A 25,305-nucleotide genomic window follows, 5' to 3' on the forward strand; every position below is an offset into this window, starting at 1 on the left:
CCGATTTATTTTCACAGCTTGCTATAATCAAGTGCCTATTCCCTTAAATAGTTTTACTAAAAAATATGAAAGCCTCGGAAACCAAACTACAAAAAATCCTAGAAGGAACCCAACAATATCTCGTTCCCCTCTTTTAACGTCCCTATAGCTGGGAACGTCAACAATGGGAGAATTTATGGGACGATCTAATAGATTTGACCGAACAGGAAACAATGAACCCTCATTTTATGGGTTCTATTGTCACGATGCAGACGGTTTCTGTCCCTGAAGGAGTGTGTAAATATTTATTAATTGATGGGCAGCAAAGACTAACAACGATTTTAATTTTAAAGGAAACTAACAAATATATTAGTGATTCTCTGATGCGGATCAAAAGGCTAGAATTAACTACGGTCTATCCGTTTCTACTCAATTGTTACGATGATTACAGCGACGGTAAATTTACTGTTGATGAATTTGTAGAAATCTTAAAGATTCTTGAAAATTTTATTATTCGGCGTTTTGTTTGCAACTTTGCCACTAACTCCCTCAACAAAATGTTTCCTTCTTTATACAGTCAAATTAGACAAAAAATTGATAAAAACTTTATGGACGGGTTAAAAGAAATTCTTTCCCTAAAAAACTATCCCAGCAATGATCAGTTTAAATCGATGTTAAAAGAAGTGGAACTTTATGCGACTAGGGTTAAAGCAGAAAAAGCCAAACTAATTTTAGAATCAATAGAACAGTCATTTATTCATAAAGAAAGGGTATTTTTTGAGAATCTTTCAATCGAACACATTATGCCTCAAAAGCTCAATAAAGATTGGGAAAAATCTTTGGGCGAAGATTGGGAAACAACTCACCAACTGTTGCTACATACCCTTGGAAACTTAACTCTAACTGGATATAATCCTGAACTTTCTAATAAACCTTTTGATAAAAAACGGGACATTTTACTAGAAAGTCATTTACAATTAAACGAGTATTTTAAAGATAAAATAAATTGGAATAAAGAAGATATTGAAAAGAGATCAGAAGATTTAGCAGAAATCTGTTTAAAAATATGGCCTTACTTTGGGAATGTTTTACAAAAGCAAAAACTAGAGGGTACAGTTAGACGAACAAAACCCAGAGTATTATCCGTCCGTAACGAAAAATATCCCGTTAAAAATTGGCGAGATGTGTTGGAAACCACCCTCAATATTGTTGCTGACTTAGATGAAGATGTGTTTCAGGGACTAATTCAAGACTATCCTCGTTTAGTAAATTGGAATAATCAAAAGTTTAGATACACTAGAACTCTCAAAAATGGAGCTTTTGTTGAAGTTAACTTATGTGCGGAAGATATTAATTCATTTTGCTTAAAAGCAATTCAAAGAGGCGGATTAAGTTCCGAAGAATGGCAAGTTGAGACGATTTAAAAATCTGATGGGGTGACAACGCCCTCAGCGAATTCGTACTTTTCCCGCACGATTTAGCTACTTACCTTGTCGTTTAACTTCCTGTTCAATTTGATTCGGAATATTATCTATTTCTGTTGAGAGTTTTTCCAGAGATTGTTCCACCTTTTGATGCAGTTCATTCATTTGATGTTGTTGTAAATTTCCCCATTGAGGCAATTGATTAATAAATTGTTGCAGATCCACAATCACATGGGTTAAACTATTAATCTGGTCTAACTCCGGCCGTTTCTGAAACGCTTGCACAATAATTTCTAACTCCGATTGCATCATACTTAAAGTCTTTTCTAATAAATTTTGACGTTCTAAAAGATTTTGAATTACCGCCATTAAAGATTGCAATTCCTGGGCTAATTGAGCATTGGGATTAATTGCCAGTCCCGAAGATATATTTAAAGTCGAGATGGTTCTCTGTAACTGATCCATCAGTTGATCTAAATCCGCTTTATGTTGTTGAATTAAACTTTTATTTGTAGCACTATTTTTGCGAATTTGTTGGGCTAACAATTGACGATTCAGCCAATTTAATCCTAGGGCGAAGGCACCCGGAATTGCTGCATAGGTGATTGGTTGTCCCGTGAGCAAACCAAAGGAACCGATAATTGCTGCAATAATAAAGATTAATTCGACGAGTTCCGGCCATTGCTTTTTATTAAACATATTATTTGTATTAAATTCAAGGGGCTAGGAGCTAAAGGAGTTGATACTAGGAAAGGAATTGAATCATTGTCACCCTACCATTTGATCATGGGTAAAGGATTCCGCCCATGGGTTAATAATTCTGTCTTTCCAAGATTTAGTAGATTTTCATGAAATCCTAGGTTGGGAAATGTATCTAAGACTTTTTGAAGATCATTTTTTGATAGATCAAATGATCTTTTCCCCATTGATACATCAATCCAGTCCGCTTTTCTAAATACTTCAACTAAAGCATACTGACTATCTCGATATCTTCTAATTTTATGGTGTTGATCGATCATCAACTCAATTTCTTTTGACCACTGTTCTTTGCCATTATCCTGCAAATATTTTTTGGCTACCTCTATAGAAGGCTCCAAATAATCGACCGTATTATCTGTCCAGATTCCAATATCATGAAAACAACCAGCAATCACGAATTTTTCCTGGTCATCTTGCGTAGATTGATGTAGTATCAGGCAAAAATTAACCACCCGATAGACATGGTTTTTATAGGGTTGATATTGACTTCCTATCGTTCCCTTCCACTGCTCAAGGATTTGTTCCAATAAAGGAATGCGTTTTTGAATTACCATCACTTTTCTTTACGGTTTGCCAAGGAACTAATTATACTATAATTAACAGGACTTACGCAAATTTGGGGATGTAACCCTATATGTAGGGGTAATTCATGAATTACCCCTACTATTGATAGCGGTGATGCGTAAGTCCTGATTAATTAACTTTAGTAAACTTAGTAATGATTAAAATATTGCATCTTTCGGATATTCATTTAGGAAGTGGTTTTTCCCATGGACAAATCAATCCTGAAACGGGCTTAAATACTCGCCTAGAGGACTTTACGGCTACCTTGGGACGCTGTATTGATCGAGCGATCGCAGAACCCGTAGATTTGGTCTTATTTGGCGGAGATGCCTTTCCTGATGCGACTCCCGCCCCCTATGTCAAACAAGCCTTTGCCGCCCAATTTCGGCGGTTAGTGGATGCAGAAATTCCCACGGTTTTATTAGTAGGAAATCATGATCAACATTCCCAGGGACAAGGGGGAGCCAGTTTAGGGATTTATCGAACATTAGGAGTTCCCGGTTTTGTAGTTGGGGATAGTTTAGCAACCCATACGATTCAAACCCGCAACGGTGCGATTCAAATTATTACTTTACCTTGGTTAACTCGGTCAACTTTATTAACTCGTCCCGAAACAGAAGGATTATCTTTAGAAGCCGTTAATCAACTCTTAATTGATCGTTTAACTGTCGTTTTAGAAGGAGAAATTCGGCAATTAGACCCGAAATTACCAACTATTTTATTAGGACATTTGATGGCGGATAAAGCCAATTTAGGAGCGGAAAGGTTTTTGGCTGTTGGTAAGGGATTTAATATTCCCCTGTCTTTATTAACTCGCTCTTGTTTTGAGTATGTAGCATTAGGTCATGTCCATAAACATCAAAATCTGAATCGGACTAATGATCCCCCAGTTATTTATCCAGGGAGTATTGAGCGAGTGGATTTTAGCGAAGAAAAAGAAGACAAAGGATTTATTTTAATTGAAGTCGAAAAAGGTCAAGTTAAATGGCAATTTTGTCCGTTAACTGTGCGATCTTTTTGTACGATTAAAGTGGATCTTTCTAAATCTGATGATCCTCTCCAAACCTTAATTAAAGTGATTGAAAAAAATCACATCCAAGATGCAGTTGTTCGGTTAATTTATCAACTGCGTTCCGATCAATTAGATTTGATTAATAATACAGAATTATACCAGCTTTTGAGTGCCGCCCATAGCTATACGATTAAACCGGAATTAGTTAGCCAATTAGCCAGACCTCGTTTACCTGAATTGGATTCTGGTAGCAGTATTGATCCCCTGGATGCGCTCAAAACCTATTTAACCAGTCGGGAAGATTTACTAGGATTTCAAACCGAAATGATCGAAGCGGCTCAACTGCTATTAGCGGGAGAATAATAGAATTAAGATTCAGACGGGGGAGAATCATTTCGGTGTTTTAAAGTTCGTTCAATTAACTCAATTAAACCTTTACCATTGGAGTCTGAATTTATTTGTTTCTCAGGAGTATGATCTAAGAATTGAATCAACTCAGGGCTAATATCCTTAGCTTGTTCCACAATTAAAATAATCAAATTAGGATTATAATTATCAATCAGGTGTTTTAATTCCTTCATCACCATTTCCACTCGTTCTAACTTCAAGGAAACTGAGCGAGAAATACCGGATTGATTTTGAGCAATATCTTGGAGTTTGTGAACATGAAATTTAAAATGATTAGCCATCTTATTCATCTGCTGATTAATATTTAAAATTTGATTCAGCATTTGATTAATTTCTTTATTAATTTGATTGAAGCCTTGAGGTGTAGATTGGGATTGATAGGCGACAATCGATCCTTTAATAGCTAAATGACGAATTTGTTGGATAATTTTATTAATTAAATTAGAAGCGGAGTGCATTGAGTCTAAATCATCAGCAATAGACGTACTGATCTCTTGGATATGATTGGTATTAGAATTAATGGAATTAGTATTGACAACAATTTCATTAAAAGATTTGTCTGTTTCCTTAATAACTAGCTGACTAATTTGCAAAAAATTTTCATTAATCTCAGTAATTTTTTGGGCTGTTTCAAAAATTTCTTGTTGTTTGACTTTCAAAAAATCTTTATAATTTTTCTTGAGTAGTTCTTGTTTACTTTGATAATATTTACTGCATTTTTGAACTTTATTTTTTTCGATTTTGATGATCTCAGAAGATTGTTGAATTCGAGATTGTTGTTGTTGAATTACATTTTGAGCATAATTGAGTAGTTGATTCTGAGCTAACAATAGCACTTGAATATCAATAATTCTAAAAATATTATTTTCACAAACAATCACAACTGGCTCATAAATTAATTCTTTAGATCGATTTAATACACTATTAACGGCATCTGCTATTTTAGAATTATGATCTAATAATAAAGGAGGAGTTCTGAGATAGTCAAGAAGCACTTGAATAGGACTATTCAAATAAAGATTTTCTCGCTGTAGAGTGTTCATTTGTTCTCGAAACTTTGCCCGTGAAATCATCCCCAAGAAACGAGTTTCATCCATGACAATTACTCCAGGTAAATTAGGGTTTTGTGCGAAGTTCTGAGCGACAACTTTTCCTAAAGTGGTGGAACTGACTCGAAAATCATGAGAAAGGACAAAAGCTAAGGTAGAATCAAAAGTTATGGAAGATTGGCTGCTCATCGAAAATTTGGGTAGAAACCCCGTCCCTTCGACCGTTCGACTGGCTCACGGCTCAGGACAGGCCTTTAGCGAAGCGGAGGACGGCTTTATATTTCTTTAACAAGTAATAATTAAACCGTTTGAACGTCTAATTAAGGTTATTTTGCTAAAGGCTATCTGTCCTAACCGTTTCCAGTTAGCATCGCTGACAGATATTTGTTTTTTAGTTTGACCAGAAACGTAGCCAATTCCTTTTGGAGAATTAACGCGCGTCGCCTTTTCTCAAACCAAATTCTGTTGTAGTGCCACCATATTTTCGTCTAACGTTACCCTGGGAAGGAACCATTAAATGAAGTTGGCGACGACTAATAGGAGGACGTTTAATTACTGCAAAAGGACAAGACGTTATCGTTACATTCCCTTGCCAACTATGTCCATGAGTATTGCTAGAAAAATGAGCTTTATACTCAAGAAAATAATAGCAAGCTAAAGTAATACCATCTACAGCATGAGATTTGACTGTTTGTTCTGACTTGTCTTTTGATTTCTCTAACTTAAGATATTTTCTTAGATTAGATGTTTGCCAACCATAAATAGTATGTACAGTAGCTAATTGACTCAACCAATTAACCATGTGTTTTTGACCTACCATAACGGCTGAAAATCCTTTTCCTGATTTAGCTCCTTTCCGTCCAGACGTTAAATCAACATCAGCTTTGACGTACTCAAAATAAATGTCGGTAATTGGAAACATTTTAAAAAGCTCTTTTACAACTCGTAATTCAAGTTGTCGATTAGCTCTAATTGATGGGGATAATTTACCTTGCCTACGGTTTGAAAATCGTACTTGACGATGCGCTCTTTGGTTGAAAGGAATATTACGGTTAATCCGTCTTCCCCTTCTTCCATGCCGCATCATTCGTCGATTATCCATGCGTTCTCGAACTTTCTTAAAAGGTAATTCAAGATGTCCTGTCCAGAGGGTGAAATTGGCTGATTGAACACCAATTCCTGAGTACAGCTTCCCAGGATCAATACCGACAGCAATGGGTTGAATTTTGTCGTCAAGTGGTTCAACTTTTAGTTGGACATAAAATTGTCCTAAATCGTTAAATTTACCAATAGCTTTACCTTCTTTGATCCATCGTCTAGCTCGACTAGATTTAGTCGGCATTAAAGGTTGATTATTAGAAGATATTACAGGTACTCTTTGCATGGAGATAATCCTCAAGAGTTAAGTTAATAGTCCCTTTGCCCACCGTTAGAAATATGACTTGTCTTTAACAACACCTGAACCAATCAGGTTTAGAGGGAATCCGAACTAGGGAAGTATTCGGAGGTCTGTAACATCTAACGGCTCTGCGGGCTATTCACCTCTTGCGTCAACCGAATTGGTTCGGTCAATCCCCGTCCGTTTTACGGCGAGGTTGGTGAATTTAGCGGTTTGGCGCAAACAAGGGTAATTCTAAGATCATATTTTAAGCCTTTGAGTAGATTTAAGTAGGTTTAGTTGAGCGGTAATTACCCATTCTCCCCCAAGAACCGTTAAAATCAGAAGTTGAGTTGCGACCGAAGGTCGGGAATTAACCCTAGTTTCCTTTTGTTGAAGTGTTGATTAGATTCAAAATTGAAGCGGTAGACCCGCCCCGCTTCCCCTTGAAGATGCCACCAGAGCCTCTCAATTGATTAAACTTTAGGTGGGATATCTATAGAACCTGATTATTAATGAATTTTTTATCTTTGCGATTAACAACATTGGGACTGTTGACCATTGGAGCCTTAATTCATGTTCCGGTTGCCAATGCAAACCTATCAAAAACCATTTATCCTGCCCCCCCATCCTCCCTTCCTGCTAAGGATTTAATCTCTAATTACGGTTTTGATTCTCCTCTGATTTTGGCGGCTGATAAAGAAGAAGAAATCAATATTAAAGTCTATGAAAATGCCAGTCCCGCCGTGGTTTCCATTGATACAAAAAAAACTAATGGCAGTGGAACCATTATTAGTCCCGACGGTTTAGTATTAACCAACGCCCATGTAGTATCCGGCGGAGGCACCGTCACCGTCACCCTAGCCGATGGCCGCAAGTTAGAAGCAGAGGTCATCGCCTTTGGAGAACCTGGACTCGATTTAGCCGTGCTGAAAATTCGCAATATTCAAAACTTACCCACTATTCCCATCGCTAGTCCCAATTCGGTGAAAGTGGGGCAACGGGCCTTTGCCATTGGCAACCCCTTTGGCCAATTCCAAAATACCTTAACCGTAGGAATTGTTAGTCGTTTAGACCAAAACCGTAATTTAATTCAAACCGATGCAGCGATTAATCCAGGGAACTCTGGGGGCCCCCTGCTGAACAGTGATGGGGAATTAATTGGGGTGAATACGGCGATTTTTACCAGAGGTCAGGGCGGGGGAAATATTGGTATTGGTTTTGCCATTTCCGTTGACCGGGTTCCCCCATTTTTACAAGCGGTGAAAGAGGGACGGGCATCTCGCACCCCGACGGCGGAAACCCCGGCTTTTGAAAAGGAAAATGCCAAACAAATTCAATTAAATGACCCGGAAGTGACGGATACTTTGAAACAGGGAGATGAAGTTTTACCCGTTGATAATAGTTTTTATCATGTTTATGCTTTTGAGGGGAAAGCGGGTCAACAGGTAACGATTGAAATGAATAGTAATGAGATAGATTCCTATTTAATTTTGTTAACAGAAGATGGAGAGGAGTTGGCTCAAGATGATGATGGGGGAGGAGAGAAAAATGCCAAAATTACTACCACTTTACCAAAGGATGGAACTTATCTTTTATTAGTTAATTCCTATGAGGCAGGAGAGGCGGGAGTCTATCGTTTACGCTTGAAAGCAACGGAATCTTCCTCCAATTCGGAAACAGGTCAACTGATTTTAAATGAAAAAGGAGTATTAGAAGATCAGGATTCTGTTTTGTCATCCGATGGTAGTTTATATGATGAATATACCTTTGAAGGAAAACAGGGACAGTCTATTTTAATTCGCTCAGAAAGTCAAGATTTTGATTCCTATTTGGCATTATTTGATCCCAAGGGAAAATTAATAGCTGAAAATGATGATGCCAGTCAGTCTGATAAAAACGCAGAAATTCGGGTGACTTTACCCGTCACAGGTCGGTATCGAGTGGTAGTCAATGCTTATGATAAAACAGGTCGAGGTCAGTATCTATTAACTGTCCGTTAGCGACTGAATCATCCCACACACATATTGAGGTTTTTATGCGATCAATGTTAATCTGGACAACAACAATGGGTGTATTCGCGGTGCTTCAGACCCCATTATTGGACGTTATCAAAGTCTCTAATTCCTATCCCTTAAGGGGTTTAGTCCTTGAAAAAGTCCTAGCCCAAGAAACCCCTAATCCTGAACCTTCCGCTAGTCCTGAACCTCCGGTGGAGGAAACACCCTCACCTAGTCCAGAACCCTCTCCAGAACCCTCTCCAGAACCCTCTCCGGTACTCACCCCTCCGGCATCTGCTCCCCTATTATTAGATAAGCAAGGTGAACTCAAAGAAGGAGATCAAGTTTTAGCGTCGGATAAGAGTTTGTATGATGAATACACTTTTGAAGGAAAAGAAGGTCAACAAATCACTATTTCATTAGAAAGTTCTGAATTTGATCCCTATCTTGCCCTGTTTAATTCTGAGAATGAATTACTGCAAGAACACGATGATATCAGTCAAACCAATGCCAATGCTGAAATTACGATCACTTTACCCAAAACCGGAACCTATCGAGTGATTGTTAATGCTTATGATAGTAAAGGTAAAGGAAAATATTTACTCAAAATCAAGTAAATAAGGGAGACGTGCCCAGGGTGCGTCTCTGCTACAAAGCAATACTTTCTAATAGTACCCAATAGCGATTATCAATAATTAATTGACTGATTTGTTCAAAAATGTCTCGACAGTGATTCTGGCTTTGTAAAGGTAGGGATTCATTTTTAATAAAAACAGTCATTTTAGTTTCGTCTATCATCGCAGTGGCGGTATCAAAAACTATTTCAGCAATCACTAATTGATTCACACTCACTTGACCAATATTTTCCCTGGCAATAATAGAACTCGGTGTTTGATAGGTGATTTCTAGGTTACAGGATTTCAAAATATCAATCATCATCGGTCGGATATCTTCGAGACCGACATTAACAACAAAAAATCCGGTGTAGCGGGCCATAGGGAACTCCAGATGTGCAATAAATTAATTAGAACTTCAAAGGGATTGACACTCTCAGGTCTGAAGACGCTGAGATTCTGCAGACAGAATTAGTTTAATCTAATTCTCGTTACGACTGCCGCATATCGTCTACTGAGTTGATTAAGCGACAAACCTAATCTTCCCGATACTTTTTTTAAAATATTAGCTGCACCATTTAAGTCAGCATTAACAACAAAACCATCAGATGTCCGATAAAGACCACGCTTAATTCTGTTTCCAGATGCTTTCCACCCCATCGGTTTCTCACCGTATTTAGGTAGGGAGTCCCCATCTAAGAAACTAGCTTTTGAAGTATAGGCTTCCTCGGTTTCAATAAACCTAATCCCGTGTACATCACAAAGTTGTTTTACACGGGATTTTAGTGTACTCAAAGGCATTTGGACAAACTTTTGATTGTTCAAATTACCCAGATTAGCATTAGTTTTGAAACCTTCATTCCAACCAATTACCAGTGTTCCAATACCATATTTAAGACAGTGGTTAATAATTAGTTTTGCTGCTTTATTAATCCCGTCACGCATTTGGTGATTGCGCTTACGAGTTACACAGTCTAACCAATTATCCCAATAATCTTGGGATTTACCTTCTTTACGAGTTGATACTTTTTTGTTCCAAAGTTGATTTTTAGCTTTTAAATCTCTGGCATCAATCAAAAAGGAATTTCCCAAGGTATCAACACAAGCTGCTAAATTGTCGGCAGTACCTAAATCAATAGACAAGGCTTTATTAATATCTAATTCATGGTTTTGTTTCTCTACTTCATAAGACATTTCTAAATAAAAAGCACCATTCTTAGGAAGAATCGTAAACTCTTTAACAGTAGAATAATCAAGATTTGATGGCATGGACAAGAAAAATTCAGATACCCCAAACCATCTTTTAACTGTTAGTCCCAGGGAAAACCTAAGTTGACCATCAATCAATGTTGGTCTTTGTCCTCCAGAATTGGGATAGGCAACTTTGAACAACTTTGAACCTTTTAAATAACCAGGAGGTTTAGGTCGAAAATGTAATTGACCTTTTTTATGTAAATCTCTCAAATTCTTAAAAGATTTAAAGGATTCTGTTACCGACATTAGGGTCTGCTGCATCGGTGTTGATGGCATTGATTGTGCCAATAAAGATTTTGATACCGATGGTTCAAATGCTAAATCAAATTTTCCCGTTAATAATTTACCTGTCTTAAAAAACGTTTGACGGGCAAAATAAATCCCTGTATTGTACAATTTACCCGATTGTTGACAAAGATATTCTATCAACGCACGGGTTTCTGGATCTGGAGACAACAAGATTTGCTGCACTCCCATTGTTTTACTTGCTTTAGTCATTGACTCGACTATCACGACCATGTTGGTTTCTTTATGATAGCATTACTAAATATTTCTAGGGGAATAAATTCCCCTGGGTCGTGTTTCCTCTGGTGGTCTCAAGACACTGAGTTTCCACACTCCCATCCTTTTTTTATGATCCATTCCAGACCTTATCATATTTATACAACGTTTTGAATGCCAAGAGATAATTAACAGATGCAGGGAAAATTAATTGTTTTTGAAGGAGTGGAAGGAGGGGGGAAAACCACTCAAATGCAACGTATCCAATGCTGGTTACAAGGTCTGATAGATACCCCGGTGATCATCACACGGGAACCTGGTGGCACGCTATTAGGCCAGGAGTTAAGACGGTTATTATTAGAATATCAGGGGGATGAACCCATCGAAAATCGGGCAGAGTTATTAATGTATGCCGCCGACCGCGCCCAACATATTGAGGGATTTATCAAGCCTTTATTATATCAGGGAAATATTATTTTGTGCGATCGCTACACCGATTCAACGATCGCCTATCAAGGCTATGGTCGAGGTTTAGATCTCAATTTAATTCATCAGTTAAATCAAATTGCCACTCAGGGGTTAGAAAGTGATTTAACCATCTGGTTAGAAATTGATGTGGAAATCGGACTCGCCAGAACTCGAAATCGAGGTAAAATGGATCGGATGGAACAAGCTAATTTGGAATTTCATCAGCGTGTACAACAGGGATTTCAACAATTAGCTCAAGAGCACCCAGAGCGAATTATACCGATTAATGGGATGTTAAATCTTGATCAAGTCACAGAAACAATTCAATTAATTTTAACTCAAAAATTAACAGCCTGGGGATTCGCAATTTAGGGTGATCAAAATAACATGAATACCTTTTTTGACCAATTAATTGAACAACAAGCCGCCATTGAGTTATTAACCCAAGTTGTAGCCCAAAATCGCATTGCTCCAGCCTATTTATTTGCCGGGGTTGATGGTATTGGTCGGACATTAACTGTTAACTGTTTTATTGAATTTCTATTTTGCCAAAATCCCGATAAACCTGTCAATCAAAAACAGATTCATTCTCGTATTCAGCAGAAAAATCACCCGGATATTTTATGGGTAGAACCCACCTATTTACATCAGGGAAAACGACTTTCTCCCAAAGAAGCGACAGAAGCTGGAGTCAAACGGAAAGCCCCCCCTCAAATTCGGATTGAACAAATTCGAGAAATTAGTCAATTTTTGAGTCGTCCTCCCCTAGAAGCATCTCGGTTAATGGTAGTAGTTGAACACGCGGAATCCATGCCGGAATCCGCCGCCAATGGACTTTTAAAAACCTTAGAAGAACCAGGAAAAGCTACAATTATTTTAATAGCACCCGGCATTGATTCTTTATTGCCAACTTTAGTTTCTCGCTGTGCTAAAATCCCCTTTTACCGTTTAACAGATGCAGGCATGATTCAAGTCCTAAAACGCCATAATTTTGATGATATTATATCCCATGCTGAAATTTTAGCTATGGCACAAGGAAGCCCCGGACAAGCCATTTACCACTGGCAACAATTACAAACTATTCCTGTAGAATTTTTAAATAAAGTCAAAAAGCCTCCCTCTAATTTAAGATTGGCTTTAGAGTTAGCAAAGGAAATTAGTCAAACTTTGGACAGTGAAGCGCAACTCTGGTTAGTTGATTATTTACAACATTGTGATTGGCAAGATCAACAAAAAACCGGAATTATTGATCAAACCTTCTTAAAACAGTTAGAAAAAACTCGACAATATTTATTAAGTTATGTGCAACCTCGATTAGTTTGGGAATGTACATTAATGAGTCGATTTTGAAAAGATGATAATAGGCAATAGACAATATAATTCTTTATGAACAAAAAATTTTTAAATCAACAATTTGGTTTTCTATTCAAACCCAGTGGAAATCTCAAATTAGCCCGGGCTTTGAGATTAACTATTGCCCTATCTGTTGCCTTGGCCGTTGGAAAATTAACGGGTCATTCTGATATGGGTTTTTATGTGGGTCTGGATAGCTTATTTTTTCTGTTGAGTGATACTGGGGGATTTTATTCGGCTAGGGCTATTTCTCTATTATTTACAGTTTTGGTTTCCACTTTATTCGTTGCTTTGGCTACCTTGCTTTCACATATTCTATTACTTAAACTCATATTTTCATTTTGTAGTTTATTTTTAGTCGGCTATATGAGTTTATATGGACACCCAGGAGTTTTGTCTGGAATAGTAATTGGTTTGTTTACTTTATTTACCCTAAATTTACCCTCTGGAGGTTGGGAAATTGTCAGTGAAAGAGTGATTATTTGTCTAATAGCTGGAACTTGGACAATAGTATTGTGTTTGGGTATTTGGCCATTAAATCCCTATCTTCCTTTAAAAGAATCAATTAGTCAGTGTTATCAAGCTATTGCAAAATATATTAATCAAGCTAAAAATATATCTGAATCTCAAGAATTAAAACACGTTATTCAACTCAGAGAAACCCTACAGAATGCCCGTAAAGCCTGGACATTAGACCGAAAATTAAGATTAGGAAATACTAGGTTAGGGGAGTCAGCTATTATTTTAATTCAGGATGCGGATAATTTAATTACATCCATTGTTACGGTGACAGAATTAGTCCAACTTCATCAAGATGACCCTCAATTTGTGACTGTCCGTATTTTAGTCAATGATGCTTTAGAAAAAATTGCTTCATTTTGTCTAAATTTAGTTAAACTATTATGGAATAAATCGGTTTCCGTTGATACAGGTTACTTACAATCTATTGTAACTGCGATCGCCCAACAAAAACAACTCCAACAAAAAACCATAGCCGATCATGCTGAAGATTATCCGGCTTTAGTTGTTATAGAACAGATTATTTCTACCTTAGAAACCATTATTATTCAATTAGATTCTACCGCATCCACCGTCATTCAAATCAAAAATAATCAATCAATTAATCGTATCCCCAAAGACAAAATTTTATCCGCAGAATCAGAATTATTATCAGGAAGTAAAACCCCATCTTGGTTTGATTCTTTACGAGATAATTTTACCTTTGACTCCAGCTTTTTTCGTCACGGACTCCGGTTAAGTATCATGACCACAATTGGAGTAGCTATTTATAGTATAGCAGAACTTCCCCAGGGAAATTGGTTAACTATTACAATTTTAGTGGTATTACAGCCTAGTTTTGGCAATACCTTTCAACGATTTTTTCATCGGATGTTAGGAACAATTTTAGGCGCGATAGTTACCCCGATTTTTTGGTTACTAATTCCCAGTCAATTAATTTTACAAACCATTAATTTAAGTTCAATTGTGATCGGATTTGCTTTAATTCCTTTTCATTATGGTTTAGCTGTATTCTTTATCTCTATATTTGCTATTGGAGCAGAAATGAGTAGACAGGGGGGAGATTGGCAAGTCGCAATGATTCGTTTTCTCTGGACTTGTGTGGGGTCAGCCTTAGCTTTTGTCGGGGCATTTTTATTATTTAGACCAAATGAAAAAGAACAGTTATCGGTTAAATTAGTCAAAGCGATCGCAGCTTCCTTAGATTACTTTAATGCAGTTTTATTGGTTTATTTAGGAACCATCCCTTATGATTTAAACCTAATTATTAAACAACGACAAAAAACCCGTTTAGCCTATTTTAATGCTCAAGCAGCCTTACAACAGTTAAGCAGTGATCCGAATACCTCGGCCACGGATATTGAACCGAAAATAGCACTATTAATTTATTTACATCGATTTAGTCGTTCTGTGAGTGTTTTACTCGCACAACTTGAGCATTTTAGTGGCACTGAACCCCATCCCGAATTAGCGAATTTTGTTGAACAAGTTAATCAATTTTTTCTACCTCTAATTAGCTCCATTTTAACCGGAACTTTACCGCCTGCCTCACCCACTTTTGAACCTTCAATTCAAACCATACAAACCCACTTACAAACCTTACAAGTAACTCGCCTCCAAGAATTTGCTGCCGATCAAGACTATACCCCTACCCGTCAAATTTTAAAAGATTATACCATTCTAGGAATTGAACTTAATCAAATGCTCAATTCCCTCAACTCTATTGATTCTACCGTTGTCCGTTTAAACCAATAAAAAACCCCTCAAATCAGATCGAGGGGGGATAATTTGGATAACTATATTGTTAACATTGTTAACAGTTTGATCTCAAATTGATTTCAAATTAATGAATCCATTCGGGTATCGCTTCTTCTTTCGTATTAGTCCGACGTTCCGGGGTTTCACGCACAAACTTGAGATGGACAGAACGGGTTTGTTCTCCATCGGCGGCTACGGCGAAAATCGGGAAGTCGAGTAAACCATCTTGGAAAGACATCTGTAACCGGAATGTACCATCGGAGTTCAGTTTAATCGGACGTCCACCAATAGTTAAGTTAGCACTAGGTTCGGTCGCCCCATAAACAATTAGTTCAGCATCGGCCACTAACCAGAAGTCCCGGGGACGTATGGGAGGCATTGAAGCGCCCATCCCAATACCAGACATTCCCATCCCAGACATTGTATAGCCAAATCCAGCACCAGACTCCGTATAACCCACACCCGATTGAGTGTAACCAATACCAGATTGAGTATAGCCAACACCAGACTGGGTATAACCTAATCCAGCACCAGACTCCGTATAACCCACACCCGATTGAGTGTAACCAATACCAGATTGAGTATAGCCAACACCAGACTGGGTATAACCTAATCCAGCACCGGACTCCGTATAACCCACACCCGATTGAGTGTAACCAATACCAGATTGAGTATAGCCAACACCAGACTGGGTATAACCTAATCCAGCACCGGACTCCGTATAACCCACACCCGATTGAGTGTAACCAATACCAGATTGAGTATAGCCAACACCAGACTGGGTATAACCTAATCCAGCACCGGACTCCGTATAACCCACACCCGATTGAGTGTAACCAATACCAGATTGAGTATAGCCAACACCAGACTGGGTATAACCTAATCCAGCACCAGACTCCGTATAACCCACACCCGATTGAGTGTAACCAATACCAGATTGAGTATAGCCAACACCAGACTGGGTATAACCTAATCCAGCACCAGACTCCGTATAACCCACACCCGATTGAGTGTAACCAATACCAGATTGAGTATAACCAACACCAGACTGGGTATAACCTAATCCAGCACCGGACTCCGTATAACCCACACCGGATTGAGTGTAGCCAATACCCGATTGAGTATAACCAACACCCGACTGGGTATAACCTAATCCAGCACCGGACTCCGTATAACCCACACCCGATTGAGTGTAACCAATACCCGATTGAGTATAACCAACACCAGATTGGGTATAACCTAATCCAGCACCGGACTCCGTATAACCCACACCGGATTGAGTGTAACCAATACCAGATTGGGTATAACCAATACCAGATTGGGTATAACCTAATCCAGCCCCAGACTCCGTATAACCAACACCGGATTGAGTGTAGCCAATACCAGATTGGGTATAACCAATACCCAGACCCACACCAGAAAGACCAATACCCGACTGGGTATAACCTAATCCAGCACCGGACTCCGTATAACCCACACCGGATTGAGTGTAACCAATACCAGATTGGGTATAACCAATACCCAGACCCACACCAGAAAGACCAATACCCGACTGGGTATAACCTAATCCAGCCCCGGATTCCGTATAACCCACACCGGATTGAGTGTAACCAATACCAGATTGAGTGTAGCCAATACCTAGACCCACACCAGACAGACCAATACCCGATTGGGTTTGTCCAACACCGGACTGGGTATAACCCACACCCGATTGAGTGTAACCAATACCAGATTGAGTATAACCAATACCTAGACCCACACCAGAAAGACCAATACCCGATTGGGTTTGTCCAACACCGGACTGGGTGTAACCCAAACCGACACCAGACTGAACTTCACCAACACCTGAAGCCCACATTCCCACGCCGGAGGGGAATATAAAAGAACTCACAGCCTTTTCGGGTTTAACAACTTGGTGCATCGAACCAAAGAAAGAACCCGCAATCCGCTTGGATTCTGCTTCCTTGGATAACCCAAATACATCGCTATGAACCCCAGCCAGAACATAGGATTTTTTGGGGACAGGGAACTCATAGAAGGTTTTCCCTTTTAATTCTTCTTCCCAAGAAACGGTAATAAACTGATCGTCAATCCATTCTGTGGGATAAACCGGAGGAATCCGAGTCGCCGCAGAACGAGCTAATTCTAACCAACGACCGTCAACACAGCGATAACCAATTTCAACAACATAGTCGCGATCGCTGACTGGTATGGGTAAATACCATTCCCTCGCTAACTCATCACGGGGATATTCTTGAATACTATGGGGACTTTGAGAGTCTAAATCAATATCAGTAACATCATAAATCCGCAGGGCTAACTGTTGCCCTCCTTGGCGTCGAAACATTTCCTTCTGTTCGTTAGAAACGTCCCAGTAAGTATAGGCTGACTCAGGATCTCGGGACATCATGACAATCTGGCTTTCACCATACCCACCGGGTAAGTCGGCTAAACCCTCATCCACGGAGGATAGGGAATCAGCTATCTGATAGTTCTGACCGGCTAGAGAAAACTTTGCAACTTCCACTTCTTCTTGTGCCTCCAATGCGCGAGATGGATTAGGGGTTCCAAACTTCTGACTTTCGATTTCCTCGATAGCTTCTAAAAGCTGAGATTTACGCATTCGACTATAGCGAGAAATGCCATATTCACTTGCTACTTTGCGAAGTTGCCGCAGTGTCATAGTTTCTAAAGGTGGGCGTTCCTTTGACATAAAAGAGTGATCTCCATTGGCTTAAACAGCAGATTGATAACTCTGTAGAAATTCTTAGGGATCATGGGGATCGCTTGATTACTCACCATATTGCAGAAAATATTAAGTTTGGTCAAGGGGTAAACGGATATTGATAAGTAAATATACACAGTTTTCGGGATTTTGGGGATCATTATGTCATGAAACCCTGACATTTGGAGGTAAAAAAAACCTCTTTGGGGATCAAAGAGGTTTTTTTCCATCAACGAATCACTTGCCAATCTTCAATGCGCCAAGCTCCATCCTTGCGAATAAACCGATACTGAATCTGTAAAGAGGCATCCTCAGTATTTTGGGCCTGACCGCGACTGAAAAACTGGGTTTGTTCCTGAACATTGGCAATGGCGATCGCTTGGTTGGGATTGGTCTGATCCATCTGGACTTCACTAACTTTGACGTTGTGTTTATAAGTGCGATGGGAACCATCTTGTTTCATATTTTGTGACATAGCCACCCAACGGGCCAAGGCTGGATCAACTAATATTTCCCGCAGCCCCTCAACTTGATACTCTGGCCCCAGGGCAGCGGATTTTGCCGATAACCATTGATTCAGTTTGGCTTCCGCCACTTCGGGAGTGATTTTTTCCGGTTCGGCGGTAACGGGTGTCGGTTCAGGAATCGGTAAGGGAGGCTGGCTTAACTGCACCATTGCCTGTTCCCCTTTCAAAGTTGGCCCAGACCAGCCCAAAACATCGGCGAAGGCTCCCCAAACCCTGGAAAGTAAGAACCAAAGCAACCAAAGTCCGAATAACCCTCCCAGACCTAGAATTAATAACCGACGCCATTGACTAGAATCATTTTTCCGTTGAATCCGACGCAGACTGCTGCTATTGGCAGAGCTAGAAGCGTTTTTGGAGGCGGGAGTTGGAGGGACATTAGCCGACGCCGCCGGGTCTGGGAGCGGTTGTGGGGAAGTTTCGGAAGCACCGCGACGGGAAGATTCAGGAATTTTGTGATTTCCTTGCAAAGATGTTGCCGTAGAACCCGTTTCTACCGCAGTCCGAACACTGGCTGGGGGTTGGGAGGGGGCTAAGGGTTCTTGGAGATTGGCACTCGATACCCCCATATTTCTAGCGGCTAAAGTGGCCGTTAAAGCGTCTAAAGAAGCCTGGGTGAGTTGAGGACTCGTTTCCGTTGCACCGGGGGCTGGGGTCATGGACTTTGATCCAGAACCTGGGTTTGTCGGCGGACGTCTTGGTTGCACTACCACCCACTCATTAGAAGGGCTGCCCGTTTCATTGGGTAGGGCTTCGAGATAGGCCTGGACATGGGGATCGGCAAAATAATCCTTCAAGGATACCGACTTATCCAGCAAATCCCGAAAATGGGGAAACACCTCATCCTGTAACCAGCTTTCCGCATATAAACATAATCCGGGTAACAGGTCGGGGGAATTCTGGGAATTTTCTCTGATAAAGGCAATGGGTTCGCGTTCCTGACTTAATTCTAGGGAACGACTGGCTTCTTCGGTTTGCCCCAACAATAAGGCACAAACAGCCTTTTCTAAATGCACATCCTGTCGCCGCCCCAACTGCATCAGCATTAATTTAGCCTTGCGAATTAGGGCGGGTTGGGCCTCGGCAAATCCTTGAGCAATTAAGGCATAAACCGCTAAATAGGTGGCAACGGCCGAAGGGCGACGGGCTTCGGTTTCAAATAACCCCTGTTGTTCGGCGGTGGTCATCTGGCGACGGAGTTGCTGCACAAACCGCAGAAAGTCTTCAACGCCTAAACCTGACCCATCATCCCCTTGACCATCAATACCGCTACGTTCGTGGAGCATTTCCCGGAGGAGTTGCAGTCCTTTGCGACGTTCTGCGGCTTTTTCTAGGGGGAGTTGGAGTAATTCTAAAATCCGATAGGGACGGAGTTTGTAGAGATCCGTTTGCATTTCACCTCTTAAACTGGCAAATAAGCTTTCCCTTAATAATAGATTCTGTCCGGCTTCTAAGGAAGAAGCGGCATTTTCATATTGTCCTTGTTGCCATTGTTCTCGACCCAGTTCTAAATAGGCACTGGTGACGGTTAAAACAATATCGGGAACAATTAGGGAGGCTTCCCCAAAACGGCCATCTTTTAACCCAATACTGCCCGTATTCAAATAGGGGTGACAGAGTTTCACCACTAATTCATATTCCCCTAACTCATGCAGGAGTAATAAAGCTCCCACAAATTGTTGATCTTCGATCTCAATACTGGGGGTATGGGCATCGATCACGGGTTCGAGGGCTGTGGATTCGGGGGTGGCCCGTTTCCCGAAGGCCGGAGTTTTAACTTCTGATTCGGGTTCGTAGGTTTTGGCTAAAAACCCCATATCATAAGCATTTCGCTGATCGGCATCCGATAAAATAGCATAAGCCTCGTCAATCAACTGTTTGCGCGCGGCGATCGCTAAATCAGAATACTCCCGTCTCGGAAGTTGCAAAGTGCGATCGCGGTGCGCTTGCTTCAGTTGTTCTGGAGTTGCTTGAATCGGTAAGCCTAATATTCGGTAATAATCGAGTGGAATACGCACGGGCAACTTCCCCAACGGTGAGAAACTGATTTAGCCATATTAGCAGGAAATGGCAGAAATAGAAATAAATTACGAATTACGAATTACAAATTACGAGTTATCAACTCTTAAATTCTTAATTCCTAATTCGTAATTCTTAATTCGTAATTGTTTAAAGGGTGACAAATTCTTCTCCACTACTGGGGTGAATTCCCATGGTATTATCAAAGTCTTTTTTGGTCGCTCCCATATTAACCGCGATCGCTACTCCTTGAATTAGTTCCGCCGCATCTTTTCCGACAGTATGGGCACCTAAAACCTGATCGGTATTAGTTTCCACAATTAATTTAATAAATATTTTATCTTCTGATCCAGTAAAACTATGGAACATGGGACGAAAACGGGCCGTGTAACATTTAATATTGTCACCAAATTTTTCCCGGGCCTGGGTTTCGGTTAAACCCACGGTAGCGGCTTCGGGATAGGAAAAAACTGCCGTGGCAATATTTTCATGGGTAATAAATCGGGGTTGATGACCAAATTCCGTATCGGCAAAAGCTCGTCCTTCGGCGATCGCCACCGGGGTCAAATTCATCCGATCGGTACAATCTCCCACGGCAAAAATATTAGGTTGATTGGTACAACTATCGGCTGTCACCACAATTGCGCCTTTTTTATTAATTTCTATCCCGGCATTTTCTAACCCTAATCCGGCTAAATTAGGTTGGCGTCCGGTGGCACAAAGTAGGGCATCTACGGTTATAGATTTTGAGTTTTTCCCCTTAAAAGACAACTTTAATCCAGCATCTGTTTTTTCAATTTTTTTAATTACTTTTTCGGTTAAGAATTGAATACCATGATTGGTCATGCCTTCTTGAATATTATTTCTAATATCTTCATCAAACCCATTTAAAATTAAATCTCGGCGAATAATTTGGGTGACATCACTACCTAATCCTTTGAGAATACTAGCAAATTCCACCCCAATATAACCCCCACCCCAAACGGCAAATTTTTGAGGTTGTTCTGGGAGTAAAAACATTTCCCGGGAAGTAATACTATGTTCAATACCAGGAATATCGGGTTTAACCGCTTCTCCTCCCACGGCAATTAAAATTTTATCGGCGGTAATTTTTTTGTCTCCCACTTCTACCGTATGGGGATCAATAAATTTAGCATAACCAGAAATCAGTTCAACTCCAGCTTTTTCCAAAAAACTAATATGCAGTTGACTTAACCGTTTAACTTCCGTATCAACAGCAGTAATTAATTTATTCCAATCAAATTTAGGTTCAACTTCTCCCCATCCGTAACCCTGAGCATATTCGTACATATAGGAAAATTGAGAGGCATAAACCATTAATTTTTTAGGAACACAACCCCGAATTACACAGGTTCCTCCGACTAAATCATATTCAGCGATCGCCACTTTTGCCCCATAGGATGCCGCCCGTTTTGAAGAAGCTAATCCACCGGAACCTGCACCGATCACAAACAAATCATAATCATAACTCATAATCTAATTACCTCTTTTATGACCCTTGAATATTAATCTGTTCAATCCAGTTTAAATTATAGGGGTTTTTCGTGCCGTTATAGAGAACGGGTAATGGGTAATGGGTAATGGGTAATGGGTAATGGGGAATAGGTAATGGGGAATAGGTAATGGGGAAGATATAAAATTTTTAATCAACAAGGGATAAAATAATTTCTAAATTGGGTAGTCCTATAATATTGATGATCTAACTCAAATCAAACAATATGCAATCCATCTCATCAGAAACAGAATCCGTGAGCATCCGAGCACCGAGACACGCAGGGGAGGATCATTCCAATATTCCGGTAATCTCCCAACCTTTAACCCCTGGAGATCTGAAATCAGGGCTATTTTTATTAACGGAAAATGCCGATACCGTTGAAATTGCCCCCGGAGTCCTCGGAAGTAACCCCCTAGGGATCTCTAAATATCCCAATGGGTTAGCCGCCTTGGGGGGAGATGATTATGTTCGGGGCTCCACAGACTCAGAAGCAATGAGGGGAAATCAGGGAAATGACACCCTCGAAGGTCAAGGGGGAAATGATACCCTGTGGGGGGGTCAAGACTCCGATGTGCTTTATGGGGGTACGGGGGATGATCTGCTCAGTGGTAATTTGGGCAATGATTATCTGTTTGGGGATGCAGATAATGATTTACTGCGAGGGGGTCAAGGGGAGGACGCCTTAGTCGGTGGGGCGGGAAATGATACCCTGATCGGTGATTTGGGCGTGGATCGGCTTTGGGGTAGTGAAGGTGCGGATGTATTTGTCCTACGCACCGATACCGCCACTCCTCCGCCAGTGGACTGTGGTTGCGGTAACGTTGATGGTCTTGACGAGATTACCTCTGATTTTATCCTTGATTACAATAGCGTCCAAGGGGATAAAATCGGCTTGACGGGGGGGTTAACGGTTAATGATATTGTGTTAACCGAAAAAACCATTACCTATGGCGATCGCCGAGATTATGATAGTAGTGGCCCTTTGCCTCTGGGTCAGATTAGAACTTTGGATTTTCAAATTGAATCAGCATCGGTGACAGTAATTACAGAAGCTAAAACCGGGAATGTTTTAGGTTTAGTCAAAGGAGTTTCTCCCGCGCAACTTCAATTTGTTTCTTTTTCAGATAGTATTTAAGGGAACAGGGAAGACCGGATAATACTTCTGGCTGTTTCATATAAGTATTAAAATATTACAATCTTGACGCGGATTGATATATAGCAATCCTAAATCAATCGCGGTAGGGGTAATTCATGAATTACCCCTACCGTCAGGGTTAAATTTGAAAAAATATGACAACTCAAATAGGATTGCTATATGAAACAGCCGGTGTTTACTTTTAAGCCGAAATCTTGGATATAACTCAAATAGGATTGCTATAAAATTGTTAGATTCAGTTTAACAATTCTGTTGCTAAATTTTCTGCTTGTTCTCGAATTTCTCTGACTGCGGTGGTTTCCCAGCGAGATCCTTTACAGGCTGTACCTAAAGTATATAGTTGTTGAGAAATTTCACCTTTTTGATCAATTAATGCTCCAGTTTTGGTGACATCTAAACCTAAATTTAATGAATCAGAACGAATTAAACCGCTTTTGAATAAGTTACCCAGTAGAGGATTGTTAAGTTTATGATAATCACCGACTGAATTAGTACAGTTAATGACTAAACTAACTCGTAAATTCAATAATTCTTGATTGTGTCTTTGACGAATCATCACGTCTACATGATCGGAATTTTCAGAATATTCTAAAATTCGACCTGCATATAAAATTAACTGTTGATTATTGAATAACTCTTGGATTTGTTGGTGAATATCGGGTGCAATTCTATGCCGCAAAACCTCCCAATAGGGTTGGACATGGCGCAAAAATCGAGCCTGTTCTGGGGGTGAAAGATGATTCCAAATTGAGGGGGTTTCAACCCGTAAAGAATCAATTACTGCCCTCCAATCATATCCTTTTTTAGCAGAATTGTCAATTGTTTCTCGAATTTTATGAAGTAATTTTCTTGTGGTTTTGGGGGCAGATTCTGGGGTTAAAAATGGGGGTAAGGGTTCGACTTTTGCGTGGGGTTGGGGGAATAAACCGCGTCGAGAGATAACATAAATTTTACCCTGATGGTTTTGCTCTTTTAGAGTAGCAATAATATCAATAGCGGTTAATCCAGATCCGATTAATAATAGGGGTTCATAGGTTGATATCGAGGGTAATTGAGGTTCAGACCAAGCCCAAGGAACATAACGGTAACTCTGATAAAATGAAGGGTCAGAAATAGCCGGATTTTGAGGCGGAAAATTGCCTAGGGCTAAAACAGATTGATCAACGGATAGTTGTTCTCCACTTTTTAAAGTTATAATTAAATTGCTGGGTGTTTTGTCAATAGCGATCGCTTCATCTAAAACCCGATAAAAAAGAACTCCAGCCCGAGCTTTTTGTTCAGCGTCTTGCAAAATTGAGCGCAGATATTCACTATAAAATTTTCTAGGAACAAAGGTTTTATCCGTAATTAATTTATCTGGATAATGAACATTCAGCCATTGTAAAAAATTGTCATGCTGATTCGCAAAAGCACTCATTTTTCCGGCAGGAACATTGAGCAAATGATGATCTAAAGGAGTGCTATAGGCAATCCCCTCCCCCAATTTATTTCTGCGTTCTATTAAATAAATATTTAAAGACTGGGAGGCTTTTTGGAGGAGATGAATTGCCACCATCACCCCACTAAAACCGCCCCCAATAATTGCAATCTTTTGAGTCATAAATAGGAGTTAATTCTGATGATTAATTTTTAGATGTTTATAAAAATCAACTGCCCTCTTTTGGGCATGAAAGCAGTTGATAGGCTGAATTTTAATTTGTTTGTATTGTAAGTGTATTTCAATTCATTTAAGATGTCAAGCCCTAAAAAGTCATCTATCGCACAAGACCAAAGAAACCCGGTTTCTGCGTAAGCCAGGTGCAAAGCGATATCCTGTTCTTAGCGTCTCTACCATGATAAATTCAGGGGTTTGCGTCCTCTGATTTTTCCGTATCGACAAACCTGTTTGTTAATTGTTGATTTTCCGACTTAAGCTAGAATTGAAAGTAATTGCTGAATCCACCTCTACAGTTATTGATCTTAATGTTGACTTCTTTTGCTTTTCGTCGTTTCCAGCCCCTAATGGTCTTATTGCTAGGTCCTGGTTTTTTCATCCCGGCTGATCAGGCGTTATCCTTAACGAATGAAGAAGCACAAGTCTTTAGTAGCGAATACATGAACGGCTGTTTAGAAGGGGTAAGTCAATTTGGTCTTGAGCCAGAAAAAGGAGAACAGTATTGTCGTTGCACCCTGAATAATTTACTGAAACTTCCCGATAAAAAATTACAGTCTTTAGGGATGTTGAGCAAAGAACAAATTAAGCAAGATTCAGAAATTCAAAATGCCATCAATAGTTGTCTATCGACTTATATTAAACCCGATCAATAGTTAATATAGCTAGTCCAA

Annotated in this window: 19 protein-coding genes and 1 pseudogene; 10 read left to right on the plus strand and 10 right to left on the minus strand. The window is 39.9% G+C overall.

What is annotated here, in order from left to right:
• Nucleotides 1-149 precede the first annotated feature (149 nt).
• Together NMG86_RS07430 and NMG86_RS07435 are read left to right on the plus strand one after the other, a co-directional pair.
• Nucleotides 150-599 (plus strand): annotated as a pseudogene (locus NMG86_RS07430) (DUF262 domain-containing protein); the annotation flags it as partial.
• A complete protein-coding gene (locus NMG86_RS07435) occupies nt 588-1,403 on the plus strand; it encodes an HNH endonuclease family protein (protein ID WP_337587948.1) in 816 nt (271 codons plus the stop codon). The pseudogene NMG86_RS07430 and the gene NMG86_RS07435, both read left to right, overlap by 12 nt.
• Before the next feature lie 57 nt (nt 1,404-1,460).
• Here NMG86_RS07435 and NMG86_RS07440 read toward each other — a convergent pair whose 3' ends face one another.
• The gene (locus tag NMG86_RS07440) at nt 1,461-2,102 is read right to left on the minus strand and encodes a hypothetical protein (protein ID WP_026787520.1); all 642 of its coding nucleotides are present in this window, start codon (nt 2,100-2,102) and stop codon (nt 1,461-1,463) included.
• Nucleotides 2,103-2,176: 74 nt separating this feature from the next.
• The gene (locus tag NMG86_RS07445; protein WP_026787519.1) at nt 2,177-2,716 is read right to left on the minus strand and encodes an HD domain-containing protein; all 540 of its coding nucleotides are present in this window, start codon (nt 2,714-2,716) and stop codon (nt 2,177-2,179) included.
• A gap of 164 nt (nt 2,717-2,880) precedes the next feature.
• Between NMG86_RS07445 and sbcD the strand changes: the two genes are divergently transcribed.
• Nucleotides 2,881-4,101 (plus strand): exonuclease subunit SbcD, encoded by a 1,221-nt coding sequence (sbcD, locus tag NMG86_RS07450; protein WP_026787518.1) that lies wholly within the window; start codon nt 2,881-2,883, stop codon nt 4,099-4,101.
• Nucleotides 4,102-4,106: 5 nt separating this feature from the next.
• On the opposite strand, the gene NMG86_RS07455 is transcribed toward sbcD, so the two are convergent.
• Nucleotides 4,107-5,384 carry a CBS domain-containing protein gene (locus NMG86_RS07455; RefSeq protein WP_026797350.1) on the minus strand — a complete coding sequence of 426 codons (1,278 nt, stop codon included), beginning with the start codon at nt 5,382-5,384 and terminating at the stop codon, nt 4,107-4,109.
• A 241-nt stretch (nt 5,385-5,625) separates the two neighbouring features.
• Nucleotides 5,626-6,579, minus strand: a complete 954-nt coding sequence (locus NMG86_RS07460) for an RRXRR domain-containing protein (RefSeq protein ID WP_337587927.1) — start codon at nt 6,577-6,579, stop codon at nt 5,626-5,628.
• Nucleotides 6,580-7,088: 509 nt separating this feature from the next.
• On the opposite strand from NMG86_RS07460, the gene NMG86_RS07465 reads away from it, so the two are divergent.
• Nucleotides 7,089-8,576, plus strand: a complete 1,488-nt coding sequence (locus NMG86_RS07465; RefSeq protein ID WP_026797351.1) for a trypsin-like peptidase domain-containing protein — start codon at nt 7,089-7,091, stop codon at nt 8,574-8,576.
• 35 nt (nt 8,577-8,611) lie between these two features.
• Nucleotides 8,612-9,190, plus strand: coding sequence for a PPC domain-containing protein (locus NMG86_RS07470; protein WP_043937216.1), 579 nt, complete (start codon nt 8,612-8,614; stop codon nt 9,188-9,190).
• A gap of 31 nt (nt 9,191-9,221) precedes the next feature.
• On the opposite strand, the gene NMG86_RS07475 is transcribed toward NMG86_RS07470, so the two are convergent.
• Nucleotides 9,222-9,569, minus strand: coding sequence for a hypothetical protein (locus NMG86_RS07475; protein ID WP_026787515.1), 348 nt, complete (start codon nt 9,567-9,569; stop codon nt 9,222-9,224).
• Nucleotides 9,570-9,658: 89 nt separating this feature from the next.
• Nucleotides 9,659-10,939 (minus strand): RNA-guided endonuclease InsQ/TnpB family protein, encoded by a 1,281-nt coding sequence (locus NMG86_RS07480; protein WP_199918694.1) that lies wholly within the window; start codon nt 10,937-10,939, stop codon nt 9,659-9,661.
• 198 nt (nt 10,940-11,137) lie between these two features.
• Here NMG86_RS07480 and tmk point away from each other — a divergent pair, with 198 nt between their 5' ends.
• The 3 genes from tmk to NMG86_RS07495 are packed head-to-tail and all read left to right on the plus strand — an operon-like array spanning nt 11,138 to nt 15,037.
• Nucleotides 11,138-11,782, plus strand: a complete 645-nt coding sequence (gene tmk / locus NMG86_RS07485) for a dTMP kinase (protein ID WP_026787514.1) — start codon at nt 11,138-11,140, stop codon at nt 11,780-11,782.
• A gap of 15 nt (nt 11,783-11,797) precedes the next feature.
• On the plus strand, nt 11,798-12,760 hold the full coding sequence (locus NMG86_RS07490; RefSeq protein WP_026787513.1) for a DNA polymerase III subunit delta': 963 nt from the start codon (nt 11,798-11,800) through the stop codon (nt 12,758-12,760).
• Between the two features lie 36 nt (nt 12,761-12,796).
• Nucleotides 12,797-15,037, plus strand: a complete 2,241-nt coding sequence (locus NMG86_RS07495; protein ID WP_026797352.1) for an FUSC family protein — start codon at nt 12,797-12,799, stop codon at nt 15,035-15,037.
• An 88-nt stretch (nt 15,038-15,125) separates the two neighbouring features.
• Here NMG86_RS07495 and NMG86_RS07500 read toward each other — a convergent pair whose 3' ends face one another.
• From NMG86_RS07500 to gor, 3 genes are all read right to left on the minus strand, one after another.
• Nucleotides 15,126-17,753: a DUF4912 domain-containing protein gene (locus NMG86_RS07500; protein ID WP_498618219.1), complete on the minus strand. Its 2,628-nt coding sequence runs from the start codon at nt 17,751-17,753 to the stop codon at nt 15,126-15,128.
• Nucleotides 17,754-17,994: 241 nt separating this feature from the next.
• Nucleotides 17,995-20,307: an IMS domain-containing protein gene (locus NMG86_RS07505; protein ID WP_026797355.1), complete on the minus strand. Its 2,313-nt coding sequence runs from the start codon at nt 20,305-20,307 to the stop codon at nt 17,995-17,997.
• Nucleotides 20,308-20,458: 151 nt separating this feature from the next.
• On the minus strand, nt 20,459-21,802 hold the full coding sequence (gene gor / locus NMG86_RS07510; RefSeq protein WP_026797356.1) for a glutathione-disulfide reductase: 1,344 nt from the start codon (nt 21,800-21,802) through the stop codon (nt 20,459-20,461).
• A gap of 245 nt (nt 21,803-22,047) precedes the next feature.
• Here gor and NMG86_RS07515 point away from each other — a divergent pair, with 245 nt between their 5' ends.
• Nucleotides 22,048-22,959: a calcium-binding protein gene (locus tag NMG86_RS07515; protein WP_052338669.1), complete on the plus strand. Its 912-nt coding sequence runs from the start codon at nt 22,048-22,050 to the stop codon at nt 22,957-22,959.
• 256 nt (nt 22,960-23,215) lie between these two features.
• Here NMG86_RS07515 and NMG86_RS07520 read toward each other — a convergent pair whose 3' ends face one another.
• Complete coding sequence (locus tag NMG86_RS07520; protein WP_026797358.1) at nt 23,216-24,580, minus strand: FAD/NAD(P)-binding protein; 1,365 nt, start codon at nt 24,578-24,580, stop codon at nt 23,216-23,218.
• 362 nt (nt 24,581-24,942) lie between these two features.
• Here NMG86_RS07520 and NMG86_RS07525 point away from each other — a divergent pair, with 362 nt between their 5' ends.
• Complete coding sequence (locus tag NMG86_RS07525) at nt 24,943-25,287, plus strand: hypothetical protein (protein ID WP_026797359.1); 345 nt, start codon at nt 24,943-24,945, stop codon at nt 25,285-25,287.
• The last annotated feature ends 18 nt before the right edge of the window (nt 25,288-25,305 follow it).

The sequence above is a fragment of the Planktothrix rubescens CCAP 1459/22 genome, assembly GCA_904830895.1.
Lineage (GTDB): Bacteria > Cyanobacteriota > Cyanobacteriia > Cyanobacteriales > Microcoleaceae > Planktothrix > Planktothrix agardhii.